The organism is Microbacterium sp. GW823-FHT02G05, assembly GCF_058797175.1.
This window is the reverse complement of sequence record NZ_JBXAJK010000002.1, coordinates 447,212-468,577: the sequence shown is the minus strand read 5'-3', so window position 1 is coordinate 468,577 and position 21,366 is coordinate 447,212. Positions and strand designations below refer to the sequence as shown.

Annotated in this window: 18 protein-coding genes, 1 tRNA gene and 1 other RNA gene; 13 read left to right on the top strand and 7 right to left on the bottom strand. The window is 67.3% G+C overall.

Annotation, left to right across the window (positions count from 1 at the left end; translation table 11 throughout):
* Positions 1-58: 58 nt before the first annotated feature.
* From AC1REM_RS12180 to aceE, 4 genes are all read right to left on the bottom strand, one after another.
* Positions 59-1,063, bottom strand: coding sequence for a beta-ketoacyl-ACP synthase III (locus AC1REM_RS12180; RefSeq protein ID WP_492514853.1), 1,005 nt, complete (start codon positions 1,061-1,063; stop codon positions 59-61).
* Positions 1,063-1,992 carry an ACP S-malonyltransferase gene (locus tag AC1REM_RS12175; protein WP_492514852.1) on the bottom strand — a complete coding sequence of 310 codons (930 nt, stop codon included), beginning with the start codon at positions 1,990-1,992 and terminating at the stop codon, positions 1,063-1,065. The genes AC1REM_RS12180 and AC1REM_RS12175 overlap by 1 nt, the downstream gene beginning before the upstream one ends.
* Positions 1,993-2,083: 91 nt before the next feature.
* Entirely contained in the window at positions 2,084-3,307 is a 1,224-nt protein-coding gene (locus tag AC1REM_RS12170; RefSeq protein WP_492514851.1) for a PucR family transcriptional regulator, read from the bottom strand.
* 6 nt (positions 3,308-3,313) lie between these two features.
* Positions 3,314-6,037: a pyruvate dehydrogenase (acetyl-transferring), homodimeric type gene (gene aceE / locus AC1REM_RS12165; RefSeq protein ID WP_492514850.1), complete on the bottom strand. Its 2,724-nt coding sequence runs from the start codon at positions 6,035-6,037 to the stop codon at positions 3,314-3,316.
* A gap of 170 nt (positions 6,038-6,207) precedes the next feature.
* Between aceE and AC1REM_RS12160 the strand changes: the two genes are divergently transcribed.
* The 4 genes from AC1REM_RS12160 to AC1REM_RS12145 all read left to right on the top strand — a co-directional run bounded on the left by AC1REM_RS12160 (position 6,208) and on the right by AC1REM_RS12145 (position 8,104).
* Positions 6,208-6,280 (top strand) — tRNA-Val (locus AC1REM_RS12160).
* Between the two features lie 35 nt (positions 6,281-6,315).
* Complete coding sequence (locus tag AC1REM_RS12155) at positions 6,316-6,816, top strand: hypothetical protein (RefSeq protein ID WP_492514849.1); 501 nt, start codon at positions 6,316-6,318, stop codon at positions 6,814-6,816.
* A 53-nt stretch (positions 6,817-6,869) separates the two neighbouring features.
* Positions 6,870-7,310, top strand: coding sequence for a GNAT family N-acetyltransferase (locus tag AC1REM_RS12150; RefSeq protein ID WP_492514848.1), 441 nt, complete (start codon positions 6,870-6,872; stop codon positions 7,308-7,310).
* 47 nt (positions 7,311-7,357) lie between these two features.
* Positions 7,358-8,104 carry a thermonuclease family protein gene (locus tag AC1REM_RS12145; RefSeq protein ID WP_492514847.1) on the top strand — a complete coding sequence of 249 codons (747 nt, stop codon included), beginning with the start codon at positions 7,358-7,360 and terminating at the stop codon, positions 8,102-8,104.
* Here the strand turns inward: AC1REM_RS12145 and AC1REM_RS12140 are convergent, their stop codons facing one another.
* A complete protein-coding gene (locus AC1REM_RS12140) occupies positions 8,105-10,351 on the bottom strand; it encodes a heavy metal translocating P-type ATPase (protein WP_492514846.1) in 2,247 nt (748 codons plus the stop codon).
* A 46-nt stretch (positions 10,352-10,397) separates the two neighbouring features.
* Between AC1REM_RS12140 and AC1REM_RS12135 the strand changes: the two genes are divergently transcribed.
* The 4 genes from AC1REM_RS12135 (at position 10,398) to AC1REM_RS12120 (ending at position 12,762) form a co-directional block, all read left to right on the top strand.
* Positions 10,398-10,799, top strand: a complete 402-nt coding sequence (locus AC1REM_RS12135) for a YchJ family protein (RefSeq protein ID WP_492514845.1) — start codon at positions 10,398-10,400, stop codon at positions 10,797-10,799.
* A 56-nt stretch (positions 10,800-10,855) separates the two neighbouring features.
* Positions 10,856-11,275, top strand: a complete 420-nt coding sequence (locus AC1REM_RS12130; protein ID WP_492514844.1) for a DUF6153 family protein — start codon at positions 10,856-10,858, stop codon at positions 11,273-11,275.
* An 84-nt stretch (positions 11,276-11,359) separates the two neighbouring features.
* Positions 11,360-11,962, top strand: a complete 603-nt coding sequence (locus tag AC1REM_RS12125) for a DUF305 domain-containing protein (protein WP_492514843.1) — start codon at positions 11,360-11,362, stop codon at positions 11,960-11,962.
* A 68-nt stretch (positions 11,963-12,030) separates the two neighbouring features.
* A complete protein-coding gene (locus AC1REM_RS12120; RefSeq protein ID WP_492514842.1) occupies positions 12,031-12,762 on the top strand; it encodes a zinc ribbon domain-containing protein in 732 nt (243 codons plus the stop codon).
* A gap of 7 nt (positions 12,763-12,769) precedes the next feature.
* On the opposite strand, the gene AC1REM_RS12115 is transcribed toward AC1REM_RS12120, so the two are convergent.
* Positions 12,770-13,609, bottom strand: coding sequence for an aldo/keto reductase (locus AC1REM_RS12115; protein WP_492514841.1), 840 nt, complete (start codon positions 13,607-13,609; stop codon positions 12,770-12,772).
* Positions 13,610-13,829: 220 nt separating this feature from the next.
* Here AC1REM_RS12115 and AC1REM_RS12110 point away from each other — a divergent pair, with 220 nt between their 5' ends.
* Both AC1REM_RS12110 and rnpB read left to right on the top strand, forming a co-directional pair.
* Complete coding sequence (locus tag AC1REM_RS12110) at positions 13,830-15,545, top strand: bifunctional 3'-5' exonuclease/DNA polymerase (protein WP_492514840.1); 1,716 nt, start codon at positions 13,830-13,832, stop codon at positions 15,543-15,545.
* A 14-nt stretch (positions 15,546-15,559) separates the two neighbouring features.
* Positions 15,560-15,918, top strand: an RNA gene (gene rnpB / locus AC1REM_RS12105) — RNase P RNA component class A.
* A 58-nt stretch (positions 15,919-15,976) separates the two neighbouring features.
* On the opposite strand, the gene ppgK is transcribed toward rnpB, so the two are convergent.
* Positions 15,977-16,720 (bottom strand): polyphosphate--glucose phosphotransferase, encoded by a 744-nt coding sequence (ppgK, locus tag AC1REM_RS12100; RefSeq protein ID WP_492514839.1) that lies wholly within the window; start codon positions 16,718-16,720, stop codon positions 15,977-15,979.
* A 68-nt stretch (positions 16,721-16,788) separates the two neighbouring features.
* Here ppgK and AC1REM_RS12095 point away from each other — a divergent pair, with 68 nt between their 5' ends.
* The 3 genes from AC1REM_RS12095 to AC1REM_RS12085 are packed head-to-tail and all read left to right on the top strand — an operon-like array spanning position 16,789 to position 21,325.
* Positions 16,789-16,998, top strand: a complete 210-nt coding sequence (locus AC1REM_RS12095) for an SPOR domain-containing protein (protein WP_492514838.1) — start codon at positions 16,789-16,791, stop codon at positions 16,996-16,998.
* A gap of 3 nt (positions 16,999-17,001) precedes the next feature.
* Positions 17,002-18,339 carry a glutamine synthetase family protein gene (locus AC1REM_RS12090; RefSeq protein ID WP_204937377.1) on the top strand — a complete coding sequence of 446 codons (1,338 nt, stop codon included), beginning with the start codon at positions 17,002-17,004 and terminating at the stop codon, positions 18,337-18,339.
* Between the two features lie 10 nt (positions 18,340-18,349).
* Positions 18,350-21,325, top strand: a complete 2,976-nt coding sequence (locus tag AC1REM_RS12085; protein WP_492514837.1) for a bifunctional [glutamine synthetase] adenylyltransferase/[glutamine synthetase]-adenylyl-L-tyrosine phosphorylase — start codon at positions 18,350-18,352, stop codon at positions 21,323-21,325.
* The last annotated feature ends 41 nt before the right edge of the window (positions 21,326-21,366 follow it).

The window sequence follows — 21,366 nt, the reverse complement described above, 5'->3', positions numbered from 1 at the left end:
TTCTTACGGGGGTGTGTTGTCGGAACAGTGAAACAGTCTAGGGAACGATCGCGCGCACTCAGGGGAGCACGACGACTTGTGCAGCGAACACGAGTCCTGCGCCGAAGCCGATCTGCAGGGCGAGACCGCCGCTGAGTTCCGGGTGCTCCTGCATCAGGCGGTGGCTGGCCAGGGGAATCGATGCGGCCGAGGTGTTACCGGTCGTCTCGATGTCGCGAGCGACGACCGTCGTCTCCGGGAGGCCGAGCTGCTTGGCGAACTCGTCGATGATGCGCATGTTCGCCTGGTGGGGGATGAAGGCGGCGAGGTCGGATGCCTCGATGCCGGCCTTGTCGAGCGCTTCGCGCGCGACCTTCGCCATTTCCCACACGGCCCAGCGGAAGACGGTGGGTCCTTCCTGGCGCAGGGTCGGCCATTCGGACTTGCCGTCGCGAAAATCGGTGAGGGTGGCGTTCATGCCGACAGCATCGGACTTGGAGCCGTCCGACCCCCAGACAGCGGGCGCGATGCCGGGAGTCTCGCTCGGCCCGATGAGGGCGGCGCCTGCACCGTCGCCGAGGAGGAACGAGATGCTGCGATCCGTTGGATCCACGATGTCGGAGAGCTTCTCCGCGCCGATGACGAGCGCGTAGCGGGCCGCGCCCGCGCGGATCAGAGCGTCAGCCTGTGCGACCGCGTAGGCGTAGCCCGCGCAGGCCGCGTTCATGTCGTAGGCCGCCGCAGGGTTCGCGCCGACGCGGTCGGCGACGATCGCCGAGACCGACGGCGTCTGCTTGGGGTTGCTGATCGTCGCGACGATCACCAGGTCGACCTCGGACGGGTCGACGCCCGCGGTGGCGATCGCCTCGGCACCGGCCGCGCTGGCCAGATCGATCGCGTCGGTCTCCGCGACCGCGCGGGTGCGGGTGATGATTCCGGTGCGCTGGCGGATCCACTCGTCGCTCGAGTCGATCGGGCCGACGAGGTCGTCGTTGGGGACGGCGATCTCACCGCGCGCGGCGCCGTACGCGTAGATGCGCGTGTAAGCGGGCCCCTGGAGCTGGGTGAGCGTGGGCTGAGACATCAGGATTCCGTTCCGGCGTTGAGCAGTTCGAGAGCGGCGGGAAGATCTTCGGGGGTCTTCACCGCGACCGAGGGAACGCCACGCAGTGCGCGCTTGGCGAGTCCGACGAGAGCGCCCGCGGGCGCGAGTTCGACGATACCCGTGACGCCGGCCTCCGCGAAGGACGCCATGCAACGATCCCAGCGCACAGGGGAGGCGATCTGACGAACGATGAGCTGCAGAGCCTCCGTGCCGGCGGTGACGGTGGAACCATCGCTGTTGGTCCAGAGCGGGAGCGCGGGGTATGTGATCTCCGCCGCGGGGATCTCGTCGACGACGGCCTGGAGTACGGGCTGCGCAGACGCCATGTAGCGCGTGTGGAACGCGCCGGCGACCTGGAGGGGGACGACGCGCACTCCGCGTGGCGGCTCGGCAGCAAGCGCGGCGAGCTTGTCGAGCGCACCAGCGGCCACGATCTGTCCGCCGCCGTTGTAGTTCGCGGGTGTCAGATCGAGCGACTCCAGCAACGAGACCACGTCTGCTTCGACACCGCCGAGAACGGCGCTCATTCCGGTCTGCTCGCGCGAGGCGGCATCGGCCATGGCGCGGCCGCGAACGCCGACGATGCGCAGCGCGCTCTCGTCGGACACGACGCCGGTGGCGGCAAGAGCGGCGAGCTCGCCGACAGAGTGCCCTGCGACGCCGCCCGCGTGTGCGGTGGCGGCGCCGAGAGCGTGCCAAGTCAGAAGGCTGGCGGCGACGATCAGCGGTTGCGCGATCTGAGTGTCACGGATCGTGTCTGCATCCGACACTGTGCCGTGCTGCACGAGGTCGACCTGCGCGGCGTCCGAGTATGCGGTGAGTCGCTCGGCCGCTCCTTCGAGCTCGAGCCAGGGTGCGAGAAAACCGGGAGTCTGTGAGCCCTGTCCAGGGCATACGACGACAATCACCCGTCTAGTCTGCCAACGAATCGGCACGGAGGGTGGCATAACCCTCACAAGAATCTCGAAATCCGTTGTGGGTGTCGAACAGTGTGCCCGCTCAGCGGGGGCGTCGGTTCATCGGACGGCGACGCACGGGCTCTGCCGCTCCGATGGAACCGAGCACGAGCGCGGTCTGCAGGATGAACGCCTCGCGCGGTCCGGTGGCGTCCCAGCCGATGACCTCGCTCACGCGCTTGAGCCGGTACCGCACGGTGTTCGGATGGACGAACAGCTCGCGGGCCGTCGCCTCAAGAGAGCGGCCGTTGTCGAGGTAGCTCCACAGCGTCGAGATCAAGTCTGTCGAATGCGCCTGCAGCGGGCGGTAGATGCGTTCGATGAGCGTCTGCTTTGCGAGCGGGTCGCCGGCGATCGCGCGCTCGGGGAGCAGATCGTCCGCCTCGACCGGACGCGGTGCGCTGCGCCAGGAACGCGCCACGGCGAAGCCGGCCAGCGCGGCGCGAGCGCTCTGGCTCGCGTCGACGAGTGCGGCGACAGCCGGACCCAGCACGACGTAGCCAGGACCGAACGAGGGCTCGAGGGCCTGTGCGATCTCGGTGAAGGAGAGCTCGTCGTCGATGTCTTCCTCGGGGCGGCCGGCCAGGCGTGCGCGTCCGACGACGAGGACGAGACGGGAGCCCTGCACACCGACGAGGACGTCGACGGCGAGCTTTCGCGCGGTGCGACGGACGAGATCGATGTCGAACTGCGGGGGAGTCGTGCCGACGATGACGCAGACCTCACCGTGGCCGTGCCAGCCGAGCGCTGCGATGCGACTGGGAAGCTCCTCGTCGGCTTCGCCCGTGAGGATCGAGTCCACCACGAGCGCTTCGAGACGGGCGTCCCAGAGACCGCGGGCCTCGGCGGCGCGCGCATAGACGTCTGCGGCGGCGAAGGCGACATCCCGCGAATAGAGCAGGATGGCCTCGCGCACGTGCTCGCCACGGCCGGCAACGCGCTCTTCCGTGACCTCGACGGTCACGCGGATGAGCTGGAGAGTCTGCTGCAGGCTGACGCTGCGCAGCAGTTCACGGGGTGCCGCGGCGAAGATGTCCGCGGCGATCCACGGCGTGGAGGTGGGGTCGTCGAACCATTGGATGAACGACGTGATGCCCGCCTGCGCGACGAGGCCGACGGCCGATCGTCGCGCAGGCGGCATCTCCGCGTACCACGGCAGCGAATCCTCCAGGCGCTGGAGCGTTGCTGTGGCGAGATCACCGGAGATGCGGCGCAACCAGGTGAGGGTCGCCGCCTTGTCCGGAGACGCGGATGTGGTGTCAGTCACGAATGCTTAGCTCTCGCCGCCCGCGTTGCCGCTGGTGCCGGAGTTCACATCGTGGAGGCGGTACTTCTCGATCGCCTGCGCGGCCAGGGCGCGGTCGACCTTGCCCTCCTTCGCAAGGGCCTGCAGCGTGCGCACCACGATCGACGGACCGTCGATCTTGAAGTAGCGACGGGCAGCGGCACGCGTGTCGGAGAATCCGAAGCCGTCGGCACCGAGGGTGACGAACTGCTGGGGAACCCACGGGCGGATCTGGTCCTGCACGGCGTGCATGAAATCGCTCACGGCGACGACCGGACCCTCTGCGCCCTGCAGCTTGTCGGTGAGGTACGCGGTGCGCGGCTCGGCCTCGGGGTGCAGGAAGTTGTGCTCGTCGGCGGCGAGGCCGTCGCGGCGCAGTTCGGTCCACGAGGTGACCGACCAGACATCCGCCGTGACACCCCAGTCCTTCTGCAGGAGCTCCTGTGCCTCGAACGCCCAGGGGAGTCCGACGCCGGAAGCGAAGAGCTGGGCGCGCGGCCCGGTGCCTTCGCCGGTCGAGACCTTGTGGATACCGCGGATGATGCCGTCGACGTCGACATTCTCCGGCTCAGCAGGCATCACCATCGGCTCGTTGTAGACCGTGATGTAGTACATGACGTTCGGGTCTTCGTGCTTCCCGCCGTACATGCGCTCCAGGCCCGAGCGCACGATGTGTGCGATCTCGTAGCCGTAGGCCGGGTCGTACGACACCGTCGCCGGGTTCGTTGCCGCGAGCAGATGCGAGTGGCCGTCGGCGTGCTGCAGGCCCTCACCGGTCAGCGTCGTGCGTCCTGCGGTGGCGCCGACGATGAAGCCGCGTGCCATCTGGTCGCCGGCCGCCCACTGGGCGTCGCCCGTGCGCTGGAACCCGAACATCGAGTAGAAGACGTAGATCGGGATGAGCGGCTCGCCGTGCGTCGCGTAGGACGTGCCGGCCGCGGTGAAGGCGGCAAGCGCACCCGCCTCGTTGATCCCGACGTGCACGATCTGACCCTGCGGGCTCTCCTTGTACGCCAGGAGCAGCTCGCGGTCGACCGACGTGTAGTGCTGGCCGTTCGGGTTGTAGATCTTCGCGGTCGGGAAGTACGCGTCCATGCCGAACGTGCGCGCCTCGTCCGGGATGATCGGGACGATGCGATGGCCGAAGTCCTTCGTGCGAAGGAGGTCCTTCAGGAGGCGGACGAAGGCCATCGTGGTGGCGATCTCCTGCGTGCCGGAGCCCTTCTTCGGGAGGGCGTACGCCGCGTCATCCGGAAGCGTGAGGCCCACGTGCGTGGAGCGACGCTCCGGCAGGAATCCGCCGAGGCTCTTGCGACGCTCGAGCATGTACTGGATCGTCTCGTCCTGCGCGCCCGGGTTGTAGTACGGGGGCAGGTACGGGTTCTCTTCGAGCTGAGCATCCGTGATCGGGATGTGCATGGCGTCACGGAACGTCTTCAGGTTCTCGAGCGTCATCTTCTTCATCTGGTGGGTCGCGTTGCGACCCTCGAAGGACGGGCCCAGGCCGTAGCCCTTGACCGTCTTCGCGAGGATGACGGTCGGCTGACCCTTGTGCTCGACAGCCGCCTTGAATGCGGCGTAGACCTTGCGGTAGTCGTGGCCACCGCGGCGCAGGCCCCAGATCTGCTCGTCGGTGTAGTCCTTGACGAGTGCTGCGGCACGCTCGTCGCGGCCGAAGAAGTGCTCGCGCACGTAGGCGCCCGACTCCGCCTTGTAGGTCTGGTAGTCACCGTCAGGGGTGTTGTTCATCAGGTTGAGCAGCGCGCCATCGGTGTCGAGGGCGAGCAGCTCGTCCCATTCGCGGCCCCAGACGACCTTGATGACGTTCCAGCCGGCGCCGCGGAAGTACGACTCCAGCTCCTGAACGATCTTGCCGTTTCCGCGGACCGGGCCGTCGAGGCGCTGCAGGTTGCAGTTCACGACGAACGTGAGGTTGTCGAGGCCCTCGTTGGCGGCGACCTGAAGCTGGCCGCGGCTCTCGATCTCGTCCATCTCGCCGTCACCGAGGAAGGCCCAGACGTTCGACGCCGAGGTGTCCTTGATGCCACGGTTCTCGAGGTACTTGTTGGACATCGCCTGGTAGATCGCGTTGATCGGGCCGAGACCCATCGACACGGTCGGGAACTGCCAGTAGTCCTGCATCAGACGCGGGTGCGGGTACGAGGGGATGCCGAAGGCGTTCGACTTCTCCTGGCGGAAGCCGTCGAGGTGCTTCTCGTCGAGGCGTCCTTCGAGGAAGGACCGGGCGTAGATGCCGGGGGAGGCGTGACCCTGGATGAAGATCTGGTCGCCGCCGCCGGGGTTGTCTGCGCCGCGGAAGAAGTGGTTGAAGCCCACCTCATAGAGGGAGGCTGAAGAGGCGTACGTCGAGATGTGACCGCCGACGCCGATACCGGGGCGCTGCGCACGGTGAACCGTGACCGCAGCATTCCAGCGGATCCAGGAGCGGTAGCGACGCTCGATCTCCTCATCGCCGGGGAACTCCGGCTCGTTCTCCGACGCGATCGTGTTGATGTAGTCCGTGGTGGGAACCATCGGCACGCCCAGGTGCAGCTCCTTGGAGCGCTTGAGCAGGCTCAGCATGATCTCGCGGCCGCGGCCGTGTCCCTTCGCATCGACGAGTTCGTCGAGCGACTGCTGCCATTCGGTGGTCTCTTCGGGGTCGCTGTCGAGCGGACCTTGCGAGTACGGATCCTGGTCGTGAACAGTCACGTGGAGCCTTTCGTCATGCTGGCAGGTCATGCCAAGGAAACGGGAAGCGACGCGGGGAGCCTTGTCGACTCTGCACAACGCGTGCTGTCGACAGCCTAGCGTCCCTCTGCGCGGAGGTCGCGTGCATCACGCAAAGAGGGCGGGGTGAGACCGCTACACTGAAGACACCAGGGCCTTTAGCTCAGCTGGTAGAGCGCCACGTTTACACCGTGGATGTCATCGGTTCGATCCCGGTAGGGCCCACTTCCCCAGCATCCTTCCTCGCTAGCATGAGTCTGATGTCGATCGAATCTCCGTCCGCTCCGCAGGCGCGACGTCGGCGAGCGCGATGGCTGATCGCGTGTGCCGTGGCCGCCGTGGTCGTCGTCGGTGCGCTGCTCGTTCCTGTGCTGCGGCTCGACCTCGCAACGAACGTGACGATCGCGCTGAGCTATGTCGGAGATGACGGGCGAACGTACTCGTGCACGTACGACTACCGCACACCACACCGCCTCCCCATGCCCGCATCCACCGCTGAGAGCATGAACGAACGAGACTGGTCTCGTACGGGGCAGCTCATCTACGAGTGGGCGAAGCAGCACCCGGCCGACGCCTGGACGACGCAGGACGAACTGCCCCCGGACCACCCCCGCTCGACGCGCGCGGATGCGTCGTGGGGCCTGGCGATGGATCGATTCGTCCGCTTTCCGCCGTGGACGGTCGACACGGGGAATGGTCCTGAGTACGAGCTGTGGTGGACGGCGCGCGCAGGGAGCACCTGCGCCGACGGCCTGCGGTGATGGCTCTCGTCATACGTTCAACGGATGTCGGCGGGCAGCCATAGACTCGCCGGATGCTGCGCATTGCTCCGATCGGTCCCGATGATCGTGCCGACTGGCTGACGCTCTGGGAGGGGTATCTCACCTTCTACGAAGCGACCCTCCCGCCGGTGCAGACGGCCCTGACCTTTGACCGTCTGGTCGCTGATGACGCCATCCACGGTGCGATCGCCCGCGCCGAGGACGGCTCGGCACTGGGCATCGTGCACTGGCTCACGCACCCCGCGACGTGGTCGGCAGGGGAGTACTGCTATCTCGAAGACCTGTATGTCGCGCCCGGCGCGCGCGGCACGGGTGCCGGGCGCGCGCTGATCGGACACGTCACCGACTGGGCCAGAGACGCGGGCTGCGCAAAGGTCTACTGGCTGACGCAGAACACGAACGCGACCGCGCGGGGGCTCTACGACCGGGTCGCGTCCGATACCGGCTTCGTGCACTACCAGATCGCGTTGTGACGCGGCGGCGCGGGAGGAAGATCCGCCCGCTTCATATTCTCGGCGGTGTGCTGGCGATCGGCCTCATCGGCTACGTCGTCATCGTGACTGGTGCGCCATCACTGCTGGACCGGGGGCAGGCTGTCGTCTCAGAACGGCCGGAACCTCAGACCGAGGTGGCATCGGAGCGCGTATCGGCGACGTTTGTGTCCGTGATCGATGGCGACACGATCGAGACAAGCGTGGGCACGGTGCGCCTGATCGGCATCGATACGCCCGAACGCGGTGAGTGCGGCTACGGCGAGGCATCCGCGCAGATCGGGATGGCGGTGACACCGGGTGCTCCGCTCACCCTCACCCGTCCTGAGGGGCAGAACGACCGTGATCGCTACGACCGCCTCCTTCGCTACGTCGCGACCGAAGCCGGTGCCGACTTGGGGCTGGTCCAACTGCAGGCGGGGCACGCGGTTGCACGATTCGACTCTCGTGACGGCTATCCGACGCATCCGAACGAGGCGACCTACCAGGCATCGCAGATTGCGATTCGGGATGCCACGGGCGTCGTGGTGCCGCTCGGGTGCCAGGTTCAGGCGCAGCCTCCGGCCGAGGCTCAGGGGCCGATCGCTGGAGCCGCTGCCGACGAGGGCTGGTGGTACCAGTACACCTCGTGCGGCCGCCTCAAGAAGAACGCCGCGGGCCACCCCGTCGGTCCGTTCAGCCGTGATGATCCCGCGCAGACTGCGATCTACGAGTGGTTCGCATTCGGCACAGGAAACAAGGGCGACGGCGACGGCGACGGGATGGCCTGCGAGTAGTCAGCGCACCTCTTCGCTGATGCGCTCCGGACGCAGGTCCATCCGGCGCAGCAGCTGCGCGTTCAGGGCGACCACGATCGTCGACAGCGACATCAACACTGCGCCGACCGACATCGGGAGGATGAACCCGATCGGTGCCAGGACGCCCGCGGCGAGCGGTACGGCGAGCAGGTTGTATCCCGCCGCCCACCAGAGGTTCTGCGTCATCTTGCGATAGCTCGCGTGCGACAGGTCGATCGCGGAGACCACCGAACGAGGATCGTCGCTGGCGAGGATGACACCCGCAGACGCGATCGCGACGTCCGTTCCTGCGCCGATCGCAATGCCGACGTCGGCACGTGCAAGGGCTGGGGCGTCGTTCACGCCGTCGCCGACCATCGCGACGATACGTCCTTCGTCGATGAGTTCGCCGACCTTCTGCGACTTGTCCTCGGGCCGGACTCCCGCGAAGAAGCGCCTGATGCCGAGCTCTGCAGCGACGGACGCGGCAACAGCCTCGGCGTCGCCGGTGATCATGACGACCTCGACCCCGCGCTTGTGCAGTGCTGCAACGGCATCACGGGACGACTGGCGGATCTCATCCGCGAGTCGCAGGGCACCCGCAACGGTGCCGTCGACCAGCACGTGCAGAATGATCGAGCCCGTCGTGCGCCATTCATCCGCGATCGGATGCTCCTGCGCACCTTCGTTCGCGAGCATCTTCGGTCCGCCGACATGCACGACCTTGCCGTCGACGACGGCGCGGACGCCCTCGGCGGGGTTCGAGGTGAAGCCGCTGGAAGAGCCGAGCGTCAGCGAACGATCCGCCGCGGCCTGCACGATCGCGCGGGCCAGCGGGTGCTCGGAATCATGTTCGGCGCTGGCGGCAAGGCGCAGCACTTCGTCTTCCGTGAAGCCATCGGTCGTGGCGATCTCGGTGACGGCGGGGGCACCTTCCGTGAGCGTGCCGGTCTTGTCGAACAGCACCGTGTCGACGCTGCGCATGCGCTCCAGCGCCAGGCGATCCTTGACCAGGATGCCGCCGCGCGCAGCGCGCTCCGTGGCGATCGACACCACCAGAGGGATCGCCAGGCCCAGCGCGTGCGGGCAGGCGATCACGAGAACAGTGATCGTGCGAACGACGGCGGCATCCGGCATCCCGATCGCCGTCCAGATGATCGCCGTGATGACGCCCGCGATCAGTGCGAACCAGAAGAGCCAACCGGCGGCACGGTCGGCGATGCGCTGAGCACGCGAACTCGAGAGCTGCGCCTCCGAGACGAGACGACTGATCCCAGCCAGCGCAGTGTCCTCGCCGACGGCAGTGACTCGGGCCCGTACGCCGGAGTCGGTGGCGACGGTACCCGCGACGAGCGTGTCGCCGACACTGCGGGTCACCGTACGCGACTCGCCTGTGATCATCGACTCGTCCATGCTGGCCGTGCCTTCGGTGATGACGGCATCCGCGGGCACGCGCCCGCCCGGACGGATCAGCACGACGTCGTCCACTCGCAGCTCTGCCGGTGCGACTTTCTCGACCCCGTCGCCGACGACGCGCTCCGCCTCGTCCGGCAGGAGCGCCGCCAGCGAGTCGAGCGCAGACGTCGTGTCGGCGAGTGAGCGCATCTCGATCCAGTGCCCAAGCAGCATGATGACGACGAGGAGCGCGAGTTCCCACCAGAAGTCGAGCTCGTGATGCAGAATGCCGAGCGTCGCGCCCCACGAGGCGATGAACGCCACGGTGATCGCGAGGGCGATCAGCAGCATCATTCCCGGTTTGCGTGCGCGGAGTTCCTGCACGGCCCCGGTCAGGAAGGGGCGCCCTCCCCACAGGTAGATGACGGTGCCCAGAATCGGAGGAATCCAGGCCACGACCGGGTTGTCTGGCACGGAGTATCCGACCAGCATCGCGAACATGGGGGAGAAGGCGACGACGGGCACGGCGAGCGCGAGCATCACCCAGAACAGGCGACGGAACTGCCCGACGTGATCGCCGTGTCCGCCGTGTCCGCCGTGCGACGCATGATCGCCATGGCCGCCAGCGGATTCATCCGTCGCGTGGCCCGGATGCGCGGAGTGGTCCGCGTGTGCCGAGTGGTTCGCATGCGCGTCGTGCTCGCCGAGCGCGCTGTGTGCCTGGTGAGTTCCGTGGCTTTCGGGGGCGCCGTGCTCCGAATGCATGTCGTGGCTGGTGTGCTCCCCGTGTGCCGCGTGAGCGTGCTGCCCAGCGGGTACGGTGGGTGCATCATCCTTCGTTGAGTCATCCATGATGACAGCAACCATATACCCCATAGGGGTATTCCGAAAGGCCCTCATGTCGACTCGCCCCGCTCAGGAGAGCTGCCCGTGCGGACGCGGTGACGCGTACTCGGCGTGTTGCGGGTCCTTTCTCGACGGCGGAACCGCACCGACGGCCGAGTCGCTCATGCGCTCGCGCTACACGGCGTTCTCACGCGGTCATGTCGCGCACCTGCTTCGCACTTGGCACCCGTCTACTCGTCCCGCGCATCTGGAACTCGACCCTGACACGACCTGGGTGCGTCTCGCGATCGTGGACACGGTCGCCGGGGGTCCCTTCGACCGCGAGGGCGTCGTCGAGTTCGTGGCGATGTATGACGAGGCGGGGCAGCGTCATCGTCTGCGCGAGCGCAGCAGGTTCGTGCGCGAGGGACGGGACTGGTTCTACGTCGACGGGGTTCACAGCGAGGATCTGTGAATTGCCGCCACCACCTACCCGGGTGGGGTATTCTCGCTCGCGGAGTGTGAACGACCATGGCATTGGCGAGAGACCTGACACCGCGACGCGGACGACGTGCGTGGATTCTGCTGGTGTTCGCCGTTCCCCTGCTGATCGCCGGACTCCTGGGCATGCATACGATGACCGCGCCACCGGACGACACGATGTCGCATCGGGATGCCCCGGCGCACATGACGGCCGATTCCGCGCTGTCTCCCGTGGGGGAATCGGATGCGCCGCCACCGCTGACGGACGCCCCGGCACCCCACCACGGTGACGCGGTCATGATGACCTGCGTCCTTGCGCTTGCCCTGCTCGTTCTGCTCCGGGCGCGGACCACGCCGACACTCCTCACGATCGCGGCGCCGATTCAGTCTCCAGGTATGGAGCTGTTCGCCACCCAGCGGCACCCTGTCGCGCCGAGTCTCACGGAACTCTCGATACTGCGGACCTGAGAAGCATCCGCCCGGTTGTCCTGATCGGGCAGACGCACCGTCCTCCGGGACGTTTCTCACACGACTGCAGAAAGAAGAACGACGATGTCCATGATCGACCGCAAAAATGACCGCCTCGCCCTGCTCGCGGCGCTGCCACTGACTCTCGCGCTGGGACTCAGTGGCTGCGCGAACACAGGAACAATGCCCGGGATGGACCACGACAGTGAATCGTCATCGGTCTCGCCGGCACCGATCAGCGCCGCGGACCAGATGTTCGTGACGATGATGATCCCGCACCACGAGCAGGCGATCGAGATGAGCGACGTGATCCTCGCGAAAGAGGGGGTCGAGGAGCGGGTCCGCCTGCTCGCCGAGGAGATCAAAGCCGCACAGGGTCCCGAGATCGAGCGCATGAACGCATGGCTCACGGAGTGGGGTGTGGGCTCTGACGGACACGCGGGCATGGACCACGGCGACGGAATGATGTCCGCCGAGGACATGGCCGATCTCGAGGCGGCACGCGGGACGGACGCGGCGCGCCTGTTCCTCGAGCAGATGATCGTGCACCATGAGGGCGCCGTCGAGATGGCGCAGGTCGCCGTCGAGAACGGTGAAGATCCGGACGTCCGCGCCCTCGCGCAGGAGGTCATCGACGCGCAGCAGATCGAGATCGCCACGATGCGTGAACTCCTGACCCAGCTGTAGAGCCTCGGGCGGATGCTGCGACGCGCCTGTTCACGGCGCGTCGCAGCATCCTGGCGTAAGTTTGAATCGTGAAAGCGAACCCGGAACACCAGCGCGTCCTCCTCGACGTCGCCGACATCGATCGACGCACCGCCCAGGCCGAGCACGCGCGCTCCCACCCGCCGCAGGCGGCCCGGGTGAGTGAGCTCATGGCGATCCGCCAGGAGCAGCTCCGGGAGCTGACCTTCGCCACCGGCGTCCGCGACGACGCCAAGACCGAACTGGGGCGCATCGAGTCCGATGTGAAGGTCGTCGAGCAGCGCCGGGAGCGAGACGCGGGCCGTCTGGCTGCGGCAACGAACCCCAAGGACGCCGTCGCCCTGGAGCACGAGCTTGCCAGCCTCGCGCGGCGTCAGAGCGAGCTGGAAGATGCCGAGCTCGAGGTCATGGCCCGCGTCGAAGACGCCGAGGCCGCTGTCGCCGCGCAGCAGGCACTGATCGATGTGACGACCGCCGAGGGCGCGCAGCTGTCCACCGAGGCGAAGGCGCACATCGCCGCCGCGGAGAAGGAGCACGGTGAACTCGCCCGCGATCGCGCTGCTCTCACGGCAGAGCTCCCGCCGGCCCTGCTCAGCGACTACGAGCGCCGTGCGACACGCACCGCCGGTGCAGCACTGCTGCGCGCAGGTATGTGCGAGGGATGCCGCATCGTGCTCTCGGGCATCGACCTGAACCGCATCCGTCAGCAGGCGGCCGACGACATCGTCTCCTGCCCCGAGTGCAACGCGATCCTCGTCCGCACAGAGGAGTCCGGACTCTAGACGCGGATCACAGCTCTTCGTGTGTGGCGGGATCCGCGTCGAACAGGCGTCCGTCCGCGCGTCCGAGAGCCGTGATCGCCGCGATCTCGTCGTCGCTCAGCCGCACCTCGGCGGCGGCGAGATTCGCACTCTGGCGCGCGGGATCCGCCGACTTCGGGATCGCGACAACGCCCCGTGAACTGTGCCAGGCGAGTACAGCCTGCGCGGGAGTGAGTCCATGCGCGGCGGCGATGTCTTGGATCACAGGCTCATCGAGCACTTCGTGCGCGCGCCCGAGGGGGCTCCACGCCTCCGTGATGATTCCCCGTTCCCTGTGGTGGGCGAGGGCGTCCTCCTGGGGGAAGTACGGGTGAATCTCGAGCTGATTCACGACCGGGCGAACGCCCGTCGCATCTTCGATCCGCTCCAGGTGCTCCGGCAGGAAGTTCGATACGCCCAGTTGGCGCACCTGCCCGTTGTCGCGGGATTCGATCAACGCGGCCCAGGCCTCGACATAGTGGTCGATCCGCGGATTGGGCCAGTGAATGAGGACGAGATCGATCGCATCGAGACCCAGGCGGAGCCGGCTCTCCTCGATGGACACGAGGGCTCGCGCGCGCTCATGGTGGCGTCCGGCGAGCTTGGTCGTCACGACGATTTCGCCGCGGTCGACGGCGGCGCCGGCGATACCCCACCCGACGGCGCCTTCGTTCTCGTAGTTGAACGCCGTGTCGATGAGCCGGTAGCCCGACTCGATTCCGGCGCGCACAGCATCCGCGCCGGCCTCGCCGCGCAACTGGTACGTGCCGAGCCCCTGCGACGGCAGGGTGAAGCCGTTGTGGGCGGTGAAGGGGGAGCGCTCAGACATGGGATCTCCTCTCGAGACGCTCTAGCGGTGGCTCCCACGCTAACCCGGGGATATGACGAAAGTGTGACGAAGGGATGACACAGCGACACAGAGTGACATGCGCGCCTCCCGCCACAACTCCGTGCGATGCGCTGAACGTCGGTGGTGAGGCATATGTTCGACCTATGCCTTTCTGCCGTGCCCCGTGGGGTGCCCGCCTCGGCCCCTGTGGGGTGCGGCGATGACCTCAGATGCGCCGCCGGGCACCGCGTCGATCGTACTCGCGCCCAGTGTCGACGGCTCCTGGCAGGCCGCGTATCTGAATTCGGATGACGATGTGCTCGGGCAGGAATCCATCGCGGATGCGGCGCTGACGCGCTGGGTCCGCGCGCGGGAAGAGTCGTCGCCGCGCTGGATCGTACGCACGCTTCATGACGTGTACCCGCGAGTGCTGGAGGATGGCGTCCGGCTGCGCCGCGCGTGGGATCTGCTGCTGTGTCACGCGATCCTGCGCGATACAGGCTCTCTGTCGTCGCCGGTGCCTCCGTCGTCCCGGTGGATCCGCGAGGAGCCGACGATGCAGCCCGATGTGCCCGCGCTGTTCTCCTTCGTCGATGACAGCACCGACAGCGGTCCTGACCTGGCGGAGATGCTCGCGGAGCGACGGCGGCAGCAGGAGGCGCTGCGCGCGGCGCCCGACGGTCGTCTGGCGTTGCTGTGTGCGGCGGAGTCCACGGGTTCTCTGATTGCAGAAGAGATGACGGCCGCGGGGCTGCCCTGGGATCGCGCCGCACATGAGCAGATCCTCGTCGAGATGCTCGGCGAACGCACGATGGGTGACACGCGCCCGCGACGGATGGCGGCCCTGGCCGCGCAGATTCGCACGGACCTCGACGATCCGACCCTCAACCCCGACAGCCCGCCACGGCTGCTGCGCGCTCTGCATCGGGCGGGGATTCTCGTCGAGTCGACGTCCCGCTGGGAGCTGGGCGAGCACGAACATCCGGCGATTGCACCCCTCATCGCCTACAAGAAGATGTCGCGCCTACTCACCGCGAACGGCTGGACGTGGCTGGCGGAGTGGGTTCGCGACGGGCGCTTCCGCCCGATCTACCTCACCGGCGGTGTCGTGACGGGGCGTTGGGCCTCCGCGGGCGGGGGCGCGCTGCAGATTCCCCGTGTGCTGCGACCGGCCGTCCGTGCGGATCCGGGATGGACGCTCATTGTGGCCGACGTCGCCCAGCTCGAGCCACGGGTGCTGGCCGCGATGTCGCGCGACACGGCGATGGCCGCGGCCGGGCAGGGGTCCGATCTCTACGAGGGCATCGTCCGCTCCGGCGTCGTGCAGACCCGTGACGAGGCGAAGTATGCGGTGCTCGGAGCCATGTACGGAGCGACGACCGGTGACAGCGGACGCCTTGCACCGCGGCTGCGCACCGTGTTTCCTCGTGCGATGGCTCACGTCGACGACGCAGCGCGCACAGGGGAGCGCGGCGGTGTCGTCAGCACCCTCCTCGGTCGCAGCACCCCTCGACCGGATGCGGAGTGGCGAGAGAGTCAGTCCGTCGCGAGCGATCCGAACGCAGGTGGCGCCGAGGAGAGACGTGCGAATAGCCGTGCCCGTGATCGCGGACGCTTCACGCGCAACTTCGTCGTCCAGGGCACTGCTGCCGAATGGGCGCTGCTCTGGTTGGCGGAGATCCGCCACCGCCTCGCAGCGCTGCCGATCGCGGACGTTCCTGCCGAGGCATCCGGCCCCTACTTCCGGGACCACGCGCACCTCGCCTTCTTCCTGCATGACGAGATCATCGTGCACGCACCCAAGACGCAGGCTGAGGACGCGGCGCGGGCCGTGCGCGATGCGGCGGATGCGGCCACACGACGCCTCTTTCCCGGTTTCGAGATCGATATCCCGCTCGACCTTCGCATCGCGGAATCCGCGGCCAAGGGGCCGTAGACTGGACAGGCGAATGGGTCGGCCGGACGGTCGCGTGGCGGGCAACCGCACCGAGGAACGTCCGGGCTCCACAGGGCAGGGCGGTGGGTAACACCCACCCGGAGAAATCCGCGAGACAGTGCCACAGAGAGAAGACCGCCGGGCTCGTCCCGGTAAGGGTGAAAGGGTGGGGTAAGAGCCCACCAGGGGGCATGGTGACATGCCCCGCTAGGTAAACCTCGTCCGGAGCAAGGTCAGACAGAGGATGATGACGCGGCTCGCCGAGTCCTCGGGTAGACCGCTAGAGCGGCACGGCAACGTGTCGCCGAGAGAGATGGCCGTCGAAGGGGCGTGAACCCCGGAACAGAACCCGGCGTACAGGCCGGCCCATTCGCCCTCTACGAAGAAACGGCCTGCTCGATGGATCGAGCAGGCCGTTGACGTATGAGTTCTCAGTCCCCGGCGAGGGATGCCGCGCCGATGATGCCGGACGAGTTGCGGTGCACGGCGGCGACGATCGGCGTGTTCAGCTTCAGCAGGGGCAGGAAGTTCTCGGGATGCTTCGAGACTCCGCCGCCGACGACGAAGAGGTCGGGGCTGAACAGGAACTCGACGTGCTTGTAGAACACCTGGAGCCGCTCGGACCATTCCGTCCAGCTGAGGTTCTCGCGGTCCATGGCGGAGTACGCGGCGACCTTCTCGATCGCACGGCCCTCGTAGTCCAGGTGGCCGAGCTCGGTGTTGGGCAGCAGGACGCCGTCGTAGAGGAAAGCTGAGCCGATACCGGTGCCGAGAGTCGTGAGAATCGTGAGGCCTCGTGCGCCACGAGCGGCGCCGTGGCGCACCTCGGCGACACCAGCTGCATCCGCATCGTTGACGAAGTGGATGCTGCGGCCCAGACCGTTCTCGAAGAAGCGCTCGGCCTCGAAGCCGATCCAGTCCTTCGAAACGTTGGCTGCCGACAGCGTCTTGCCGTACTTCACGATCGCCGGGAAGGCGACGCCGAGGGGCAGGTCCGAGTCGCTCACACCGAGTTCGGTGAGCACGGTCTTCACCGCCACGAGCACGTCAGCGGGCGATGCGCCCTCAGGGGTGGGGACGCGCACACGCTCGGAATCGAGAATGCCGCGGTCGAGATCGACGATGCCCGCCTTGATGCCGGTTCCGCCAATGTCTACGCCGATCGCTTTTGCCATGTTCCCAGCCTACCGAGCGTCGGATCACGCAATAGGATCGTGTCAACACGCGAGGAAGGAGTCACACCGTGTCAGACGACAAGCAGTACTGGTACAACCTGACCACCGGCGAGGTCGAGTTCGGCCTGGAATCGCCCGCGGTCGATCGCGCAGGACCCTTCGCCACGGCGGAAGAGGCAGCGCGCGCCCCCGAGGTCATCCGGGAGCGCTCGCGTGCCTGGGCCGAAGACGAAGCACAGTCCGACAACTGGGGCTCTACCGAAAGCGACAAGGCCTGATACATGGATAAGCAGCGCGACTTCGTCCTTCGGACGATCGAAGAACGCGGCGTCAAGTTCGTACGTCTCTGGTTCACCGACGTCATCGGCACACTCAAGTCCGTCGCGATCGCGCCGGCTGAGGTCGAGGGCGCGTTTGCGGAGGGCATCGGGTTCGATGGCTCGGCGATCCAGGGCATGACGCGCTCGTTCGAATCGGACCTGCTCGCGCAGCCGGATCCCACGACCTTCCAGACGCTCCCGTGGCGTGGTGAGATCGATCCGACCGGGCGCATGTTCTGCGACCTGACGACGCCCGACGGGCAGCCGGCGGTCGCTGACCCTCGCCACGTCCTCAAGCGCACACTCGCGAAGGCGGCGGATGCAGGCTTCACGTTCTACACCCACCCGGAGATCGAGTTCTACCTCCTGAAGTCGTCCCAGTACGGTCCGGATGGTCCCGTCCCGGTCGATTCGGCGGGGTACTTCGACAACGTGCCCGGCGGCACGGCGCATGACTTCCGCCGCCGTTCCGTGCGGATGCTGGAAGATCTGGGCATCTCGGTCGAGTACAGCCATCACGAGGGCGGCCCCGGCCAGAACGAGATCGACCTGCGCTATGCCGACGCGCTGACGACGGCCGACAACATCATGACGTTCCGCACCGTGATCAAAGAGGTCGCGATCGAGCAGGGTGTCTATGCCACGTTCATGCCCAAGCCTCTGAGCGATCACCCGGGCAGCGGCATGCACACGCACATGTCGCTGTTCGAGGGTGACGTCAACGCGTTCTACGAAGAGGGCGCAAAGTACCAGCTGTCCAAGACAGGCCGCTCGTTCATCGCGGGGCTGCTGCGTCACGCGAATGAAATCGCCGCCGTGACGAACCAGTTCGTCAACTCGTACAAGCGCCTCTGGGGCGGCGACGAGGCACCGAGCTTCGTCACGTGGGGGCACAACAACCGCTCCGCACTCGTGCGTGTCCCGATGTACAAGCCGAACAAGGGGCAGTCGACGCGCGTCGAGTACCGCGCTCTGGATTCCGCAGCCAACCCCTACCTCGCGTATGCGCTGATGCTTGCCGCCGGCCTCAAGGGCATCGAAGAGGGCTATGAGCTTCCGCCCGAGGCGGAAGACAATGTGTGGTCATTGAGCGATGCAGAACGCCGTGCCCTCGGCTATGCCGCGCTGCCCGCGAGCCTGGATCATGCTCTGGAGTTCATGGAGGGCTCGGAGCTCGTGGCAGAGACGCTGGGGGAGCAGGTGTTCAACTACGTCCTGCTGAACAAGCGTCGTGAGTGGGAGGCGTACCGCGGTCAGGTCACGCCGTTCGAACTGAAGAGCAACCTCGAGTTGCTCTGAGCGGAGGAGCATGGCCCGGCCCGACGGATCGGTCTCGCTGTCGGCGCTTGCGCGCCTCGGATTCGCGGAGCTGAGTGCCGCATCGTCCGCATTGGACGAGTTGTCGACGCTGCTGGACATTCCGCGCGCGACGCTGCTTGAGGGCGCGGATGCGGCAGACCCGGATGCTGCGGTGCGATCCATGCTTCATGTGGCGCGTCGCGATGCGGCGCCCCTGCAGGCGCTCTGGCAGCACGAGAGCGCGTGGCACACGGTCTGGCGTGTGTTCGGTGCCTCCACGGGACTCGCGGACTTCTTCGTGCGGCACCCCGCGGAGCTGACGGTTCTCGCTGACCCCGGTGACGCACTGCCTGGGCCGGAGGAGCTGCGCCGCCGTCTTCTCGACGCGGTCGGCGCTGTCGACGGTCGTGCGCGTTCCGGCGACGAGCATGAGGTCGAGTCCCTGCGCATCGCCTACCGGCGGAGTCTGGCGCAGATCGCGGCGATCGACCTGCTGCATCCCGCGCCGGCCGACTTCATCCGCGAGGTGTCGGCGGCACTCGCAGACATCGCGGGGGCCGCGGTCGAAGCCGCACTCGCCGTCGCGCGTGCGCGTGTCTCCGAGACCGTCGCCGCAGACAGGGTCGCGCACGCCCAATTGGCCGTGATCGGCATGGGCAAGGCCGGTGCGCGCGAGCTCAACTACGTCAGCGATGTCGATGTCATCTTCGTGGGAGGCAGCACCGACGAGAGCCTGCTCGACGAGGCGTCCGCTGTCGATATCGCCACGAAGCTCGCGCGAGAGACCATGCGCGTGCTCTCGGGCTTCGAGATCGAGCCGCCGCTCTGGGAGGTCGACGCGGCGCTGCGTCCGGAAGGCAAGCAGGGGGCGCTGGTGCGCTCGCTCAGTTCGCACGTCGCATACTACGACCGCTGGGCGAAGAGCTGGGAGTTCCAGGCTCTGCTCAAAGCCCGACCGCTCGCCGGCGACGAAGAACTGGGGGCGGAGTACATCCGCCAGGTGCAGTCGAAGGTGTGGACGAGCGCGGCGCGTCAGGACTTCGTCGACAGTGTGCAGCGCATGCGCGAGCGCGTCACGGAGCACATCGACCCGGAGGATGCGCCATACCAGATCAAACTCGGCTCCGGCGGAATCCGCGATATCGAGTTCACGGTGCAGCTGCTGCAGCTGGTCCACGGCCTGACGGATGAGACGCTGCGCACGAGGGGCACCCTGGAGAGCCTGGAGGCGCTCGTCGCGGGCGGGTACATCGGCCGCGCCGAAGCGAGCGCGTTCGCCGAGGACTATTGCCGACTGCGACTCATGGAGCACCGTCTGCAGCTGCGCGAGCTCAGCCGCACGCATCTCATGCCGCGCACCGACGCAGGGCTGCGCGTCCTCGCCCGGGCGACGGGCCTGGCCGAATCCGGCTCCGCGATCTGGGACCGTTGGGAGTCGATCCGCCGTGAAGTGCGCGACATCCACACCCGACTCTTCTACCGCCCGCTGCTGAGCGCGGTTGCCGGGCTGCCCGAGGAGGAACGCACCCTCTCGACCGAGCAGGCACATGATCGTCTCGCGGCCATCGGCTTCCGCGACCCTGCAGGCGCACTGCGCCACATCGGCGCCCTCACGAGCGGACTGAGTCGCAAGGCCACGATCCAGCGGCACCTCATGCCGGTCATGGTGCGATGGTTCGCCGACGGGAGCGACCCGGATTACGGACTGATCGCGTTCCGACGAATCAGCGAGCGACTCGGGGACACCCCGTGGTTCCTGCGAATGCTGCGCGACTCCGCCGGTGCAGCCGAGAGCCTGACACGGTTGCTGTCGACCTCGCGCTTCGTCGGCGAACTCATGGAGTGGACGCCCGAGTCTGTCGCCTGGCTCGACAGTCCCGAGTTGCTGCGTCCGCGCAGCCGTGCAGCGCTCGATGAGGAGGCTCGGGCGATCCAGACGCGCCACAGTGTGCTGAAGGACGCCGTGCGCTCTGTACGGGCCCTGCGACGACGGGAACTGCTGCGTACGGCCATGGGCGCAGTGCTGGACGTGCTGACCGTCGAGGAGGTCGCGACAGCACTGAGCGACATCACGCAGGCGACAATCCAGTCGGCGCTCCGAGCCGTGTACCGTGACGTCGTCGCTCCTGAAGACGACAGCCTCGATTTCGCGATCATCGCGATGGGGCGTTTCGGCGGCGCCGAACTCGGATTCGGCTCCGACGCCGACATCCTCTTCGTGTACGAGCCCAACGACGTCGAATCCGAGCGCGCGAGCCAACTCGCCGCACAGATCGTCGCAGGCCTGCGTGAGCACCTGACCGACCACCGCGTGCCGCTGGAACTCGACGCCGACCTGCGACCCGAGGGGCGCAATGGCCCGATCGTGCGCACTTTCGACGCGTACGCCGAGTACTACCGGCGCTGGTCCCTGTCGTGGGAAGCGCAGGCGCTGCTGCGTGCGCGTGGGATCGCGGGGAGCAACACCCTCATCGGACGATTCATGACCCTCGCCGACAGTGTGCGCTATCCCGCCGAGGTCGAGCAGACGGGACTTCGCGAGATCAAGCGGATCAAAGCGCGTGTCGAGGGGGAGCGGCTGCCGCAGGGTGCTGATCCGAAGCGTCACCTGAAGCTCGGTCCTGGCACTCTGAGCGACGTGGAGTGGCTCGTGCAGATCATCCAGCTGGAGCACGCGCACCGCATTCCTGGTCTGCGTACGACGTCCACGTTGGATGCGCTGCACGTCGCGACCGTGCATGGTGTCATACCGGAAGCGCAGTCCGCGATGCTCCGCGACGCCTGGCTGCTCTCGAGCAGACTGCGCTCGGCGATCACTCTGCTCACCGGGCAGACCAGTGACATCCTCCCGGCGGATCGCCGTCAGCTGGATGCGATCGCCAGGATTCTGGGCTATCCGGACCGTTCGGCGACGACGCTCGAAGAGGAGTACTTCCGTGTGACCCGACGTGCGCGGCGCGCCTTCGAAGCCCTGTTCTACGGATAGCGCGGCCGTTCCGCTGGACTTCCGGGATCGCTCCGGTAAGG

Excerpts from the sequence above, each read along its gene's own strand:
- AC1REM_RS12180 (WP_492514853.1), bottom strand. The coding sequence starts at position 1,063 with ATGTCTCAGCCCACGCTCACCCAGCTCCAGGGGCCCGCTTACACGCGC.
- AC1REM_RS12135 (WP_492514845.1), top strand. The coding sequence starts at position 10,398 with ATGTCGACTCGCCCCGCTCAGGAGAGCTGCCCGTGCGGACGCGGTGAC.
- AC1REM_RS12150 (WP_492514848.1), top strand. The coding sequence starts at position 6,870 with ATGCTGCGCATTGCTCCGATCGGTCCCGATGATCGTGCCGACTGGCTG.
- AC1REM_RS12110 (WP_492514840.1), top strand. The coding sequence starts at position 13,830 with ATGACCTCAGATGCGCCGCCGGGCACCGCGTCGATCGTACTCGCGCCC.
- AC1REM_RS12115 (WP_492514841.1), bottom strand. The coding sequence starts at position 13,609 with ATGTCTGAGCGCTCCCCCTTCACCGCCCACAACGGCTTCACCCTGCCG.
- AC1REM_RS12130 (WP_492514844.1), top strand. The coding sequence starts at position 10,856 with ATGGCATTGGCGAGAGACCTGACACCGCGACGCGGACGACGTGCGTGG.
- AC1REM_RS12125 (WP_492514843.1), top strand. The coding sequence starts at position 11,360 with ATGTCCATGATCGACCGCAAAAATGACCGCCTCGCCCTGCTCGCGGCG.
- AC1REM_RS12085 (WP_492514837.1), top strand. The coding sequence starts at position 18,350 with ATGGCCCGGCCCGACGGATCGGTCTCGCTGTCGGCGCTTGCGCGCCTC.
- AC1REM_RS12090 (WP_204937377.1), top strand. The coding sequence starts at position 17,002 with ATGGATAAGCAGCGCGACTTCGTCCTTCGGACGATCGAAGAACGCGGC.
- ppgK (WP_492514839.1), bottom strand. The coding sequence starts at position 16,720 with ATGGCAAAAGCGATCGGCGTAGACATTGGCGGAACCGGCATCAAGGCG.
- AC1REM_RS12140 (WP_492514846.1), bottom strand. The coding sequence starts at position 10,351 with ATGGATGACTCAACGAAGGATGATGCACCCACCGTACCCGCTGGGCAG.
- AC1REM_RS12155 (WP_492514849.1), top strand. The coding sequence starts at position 6,316 with ATGTCGATCGAATCTCCGTCCGCTCCGCAGGCGCGACGTCGGCGAGCG.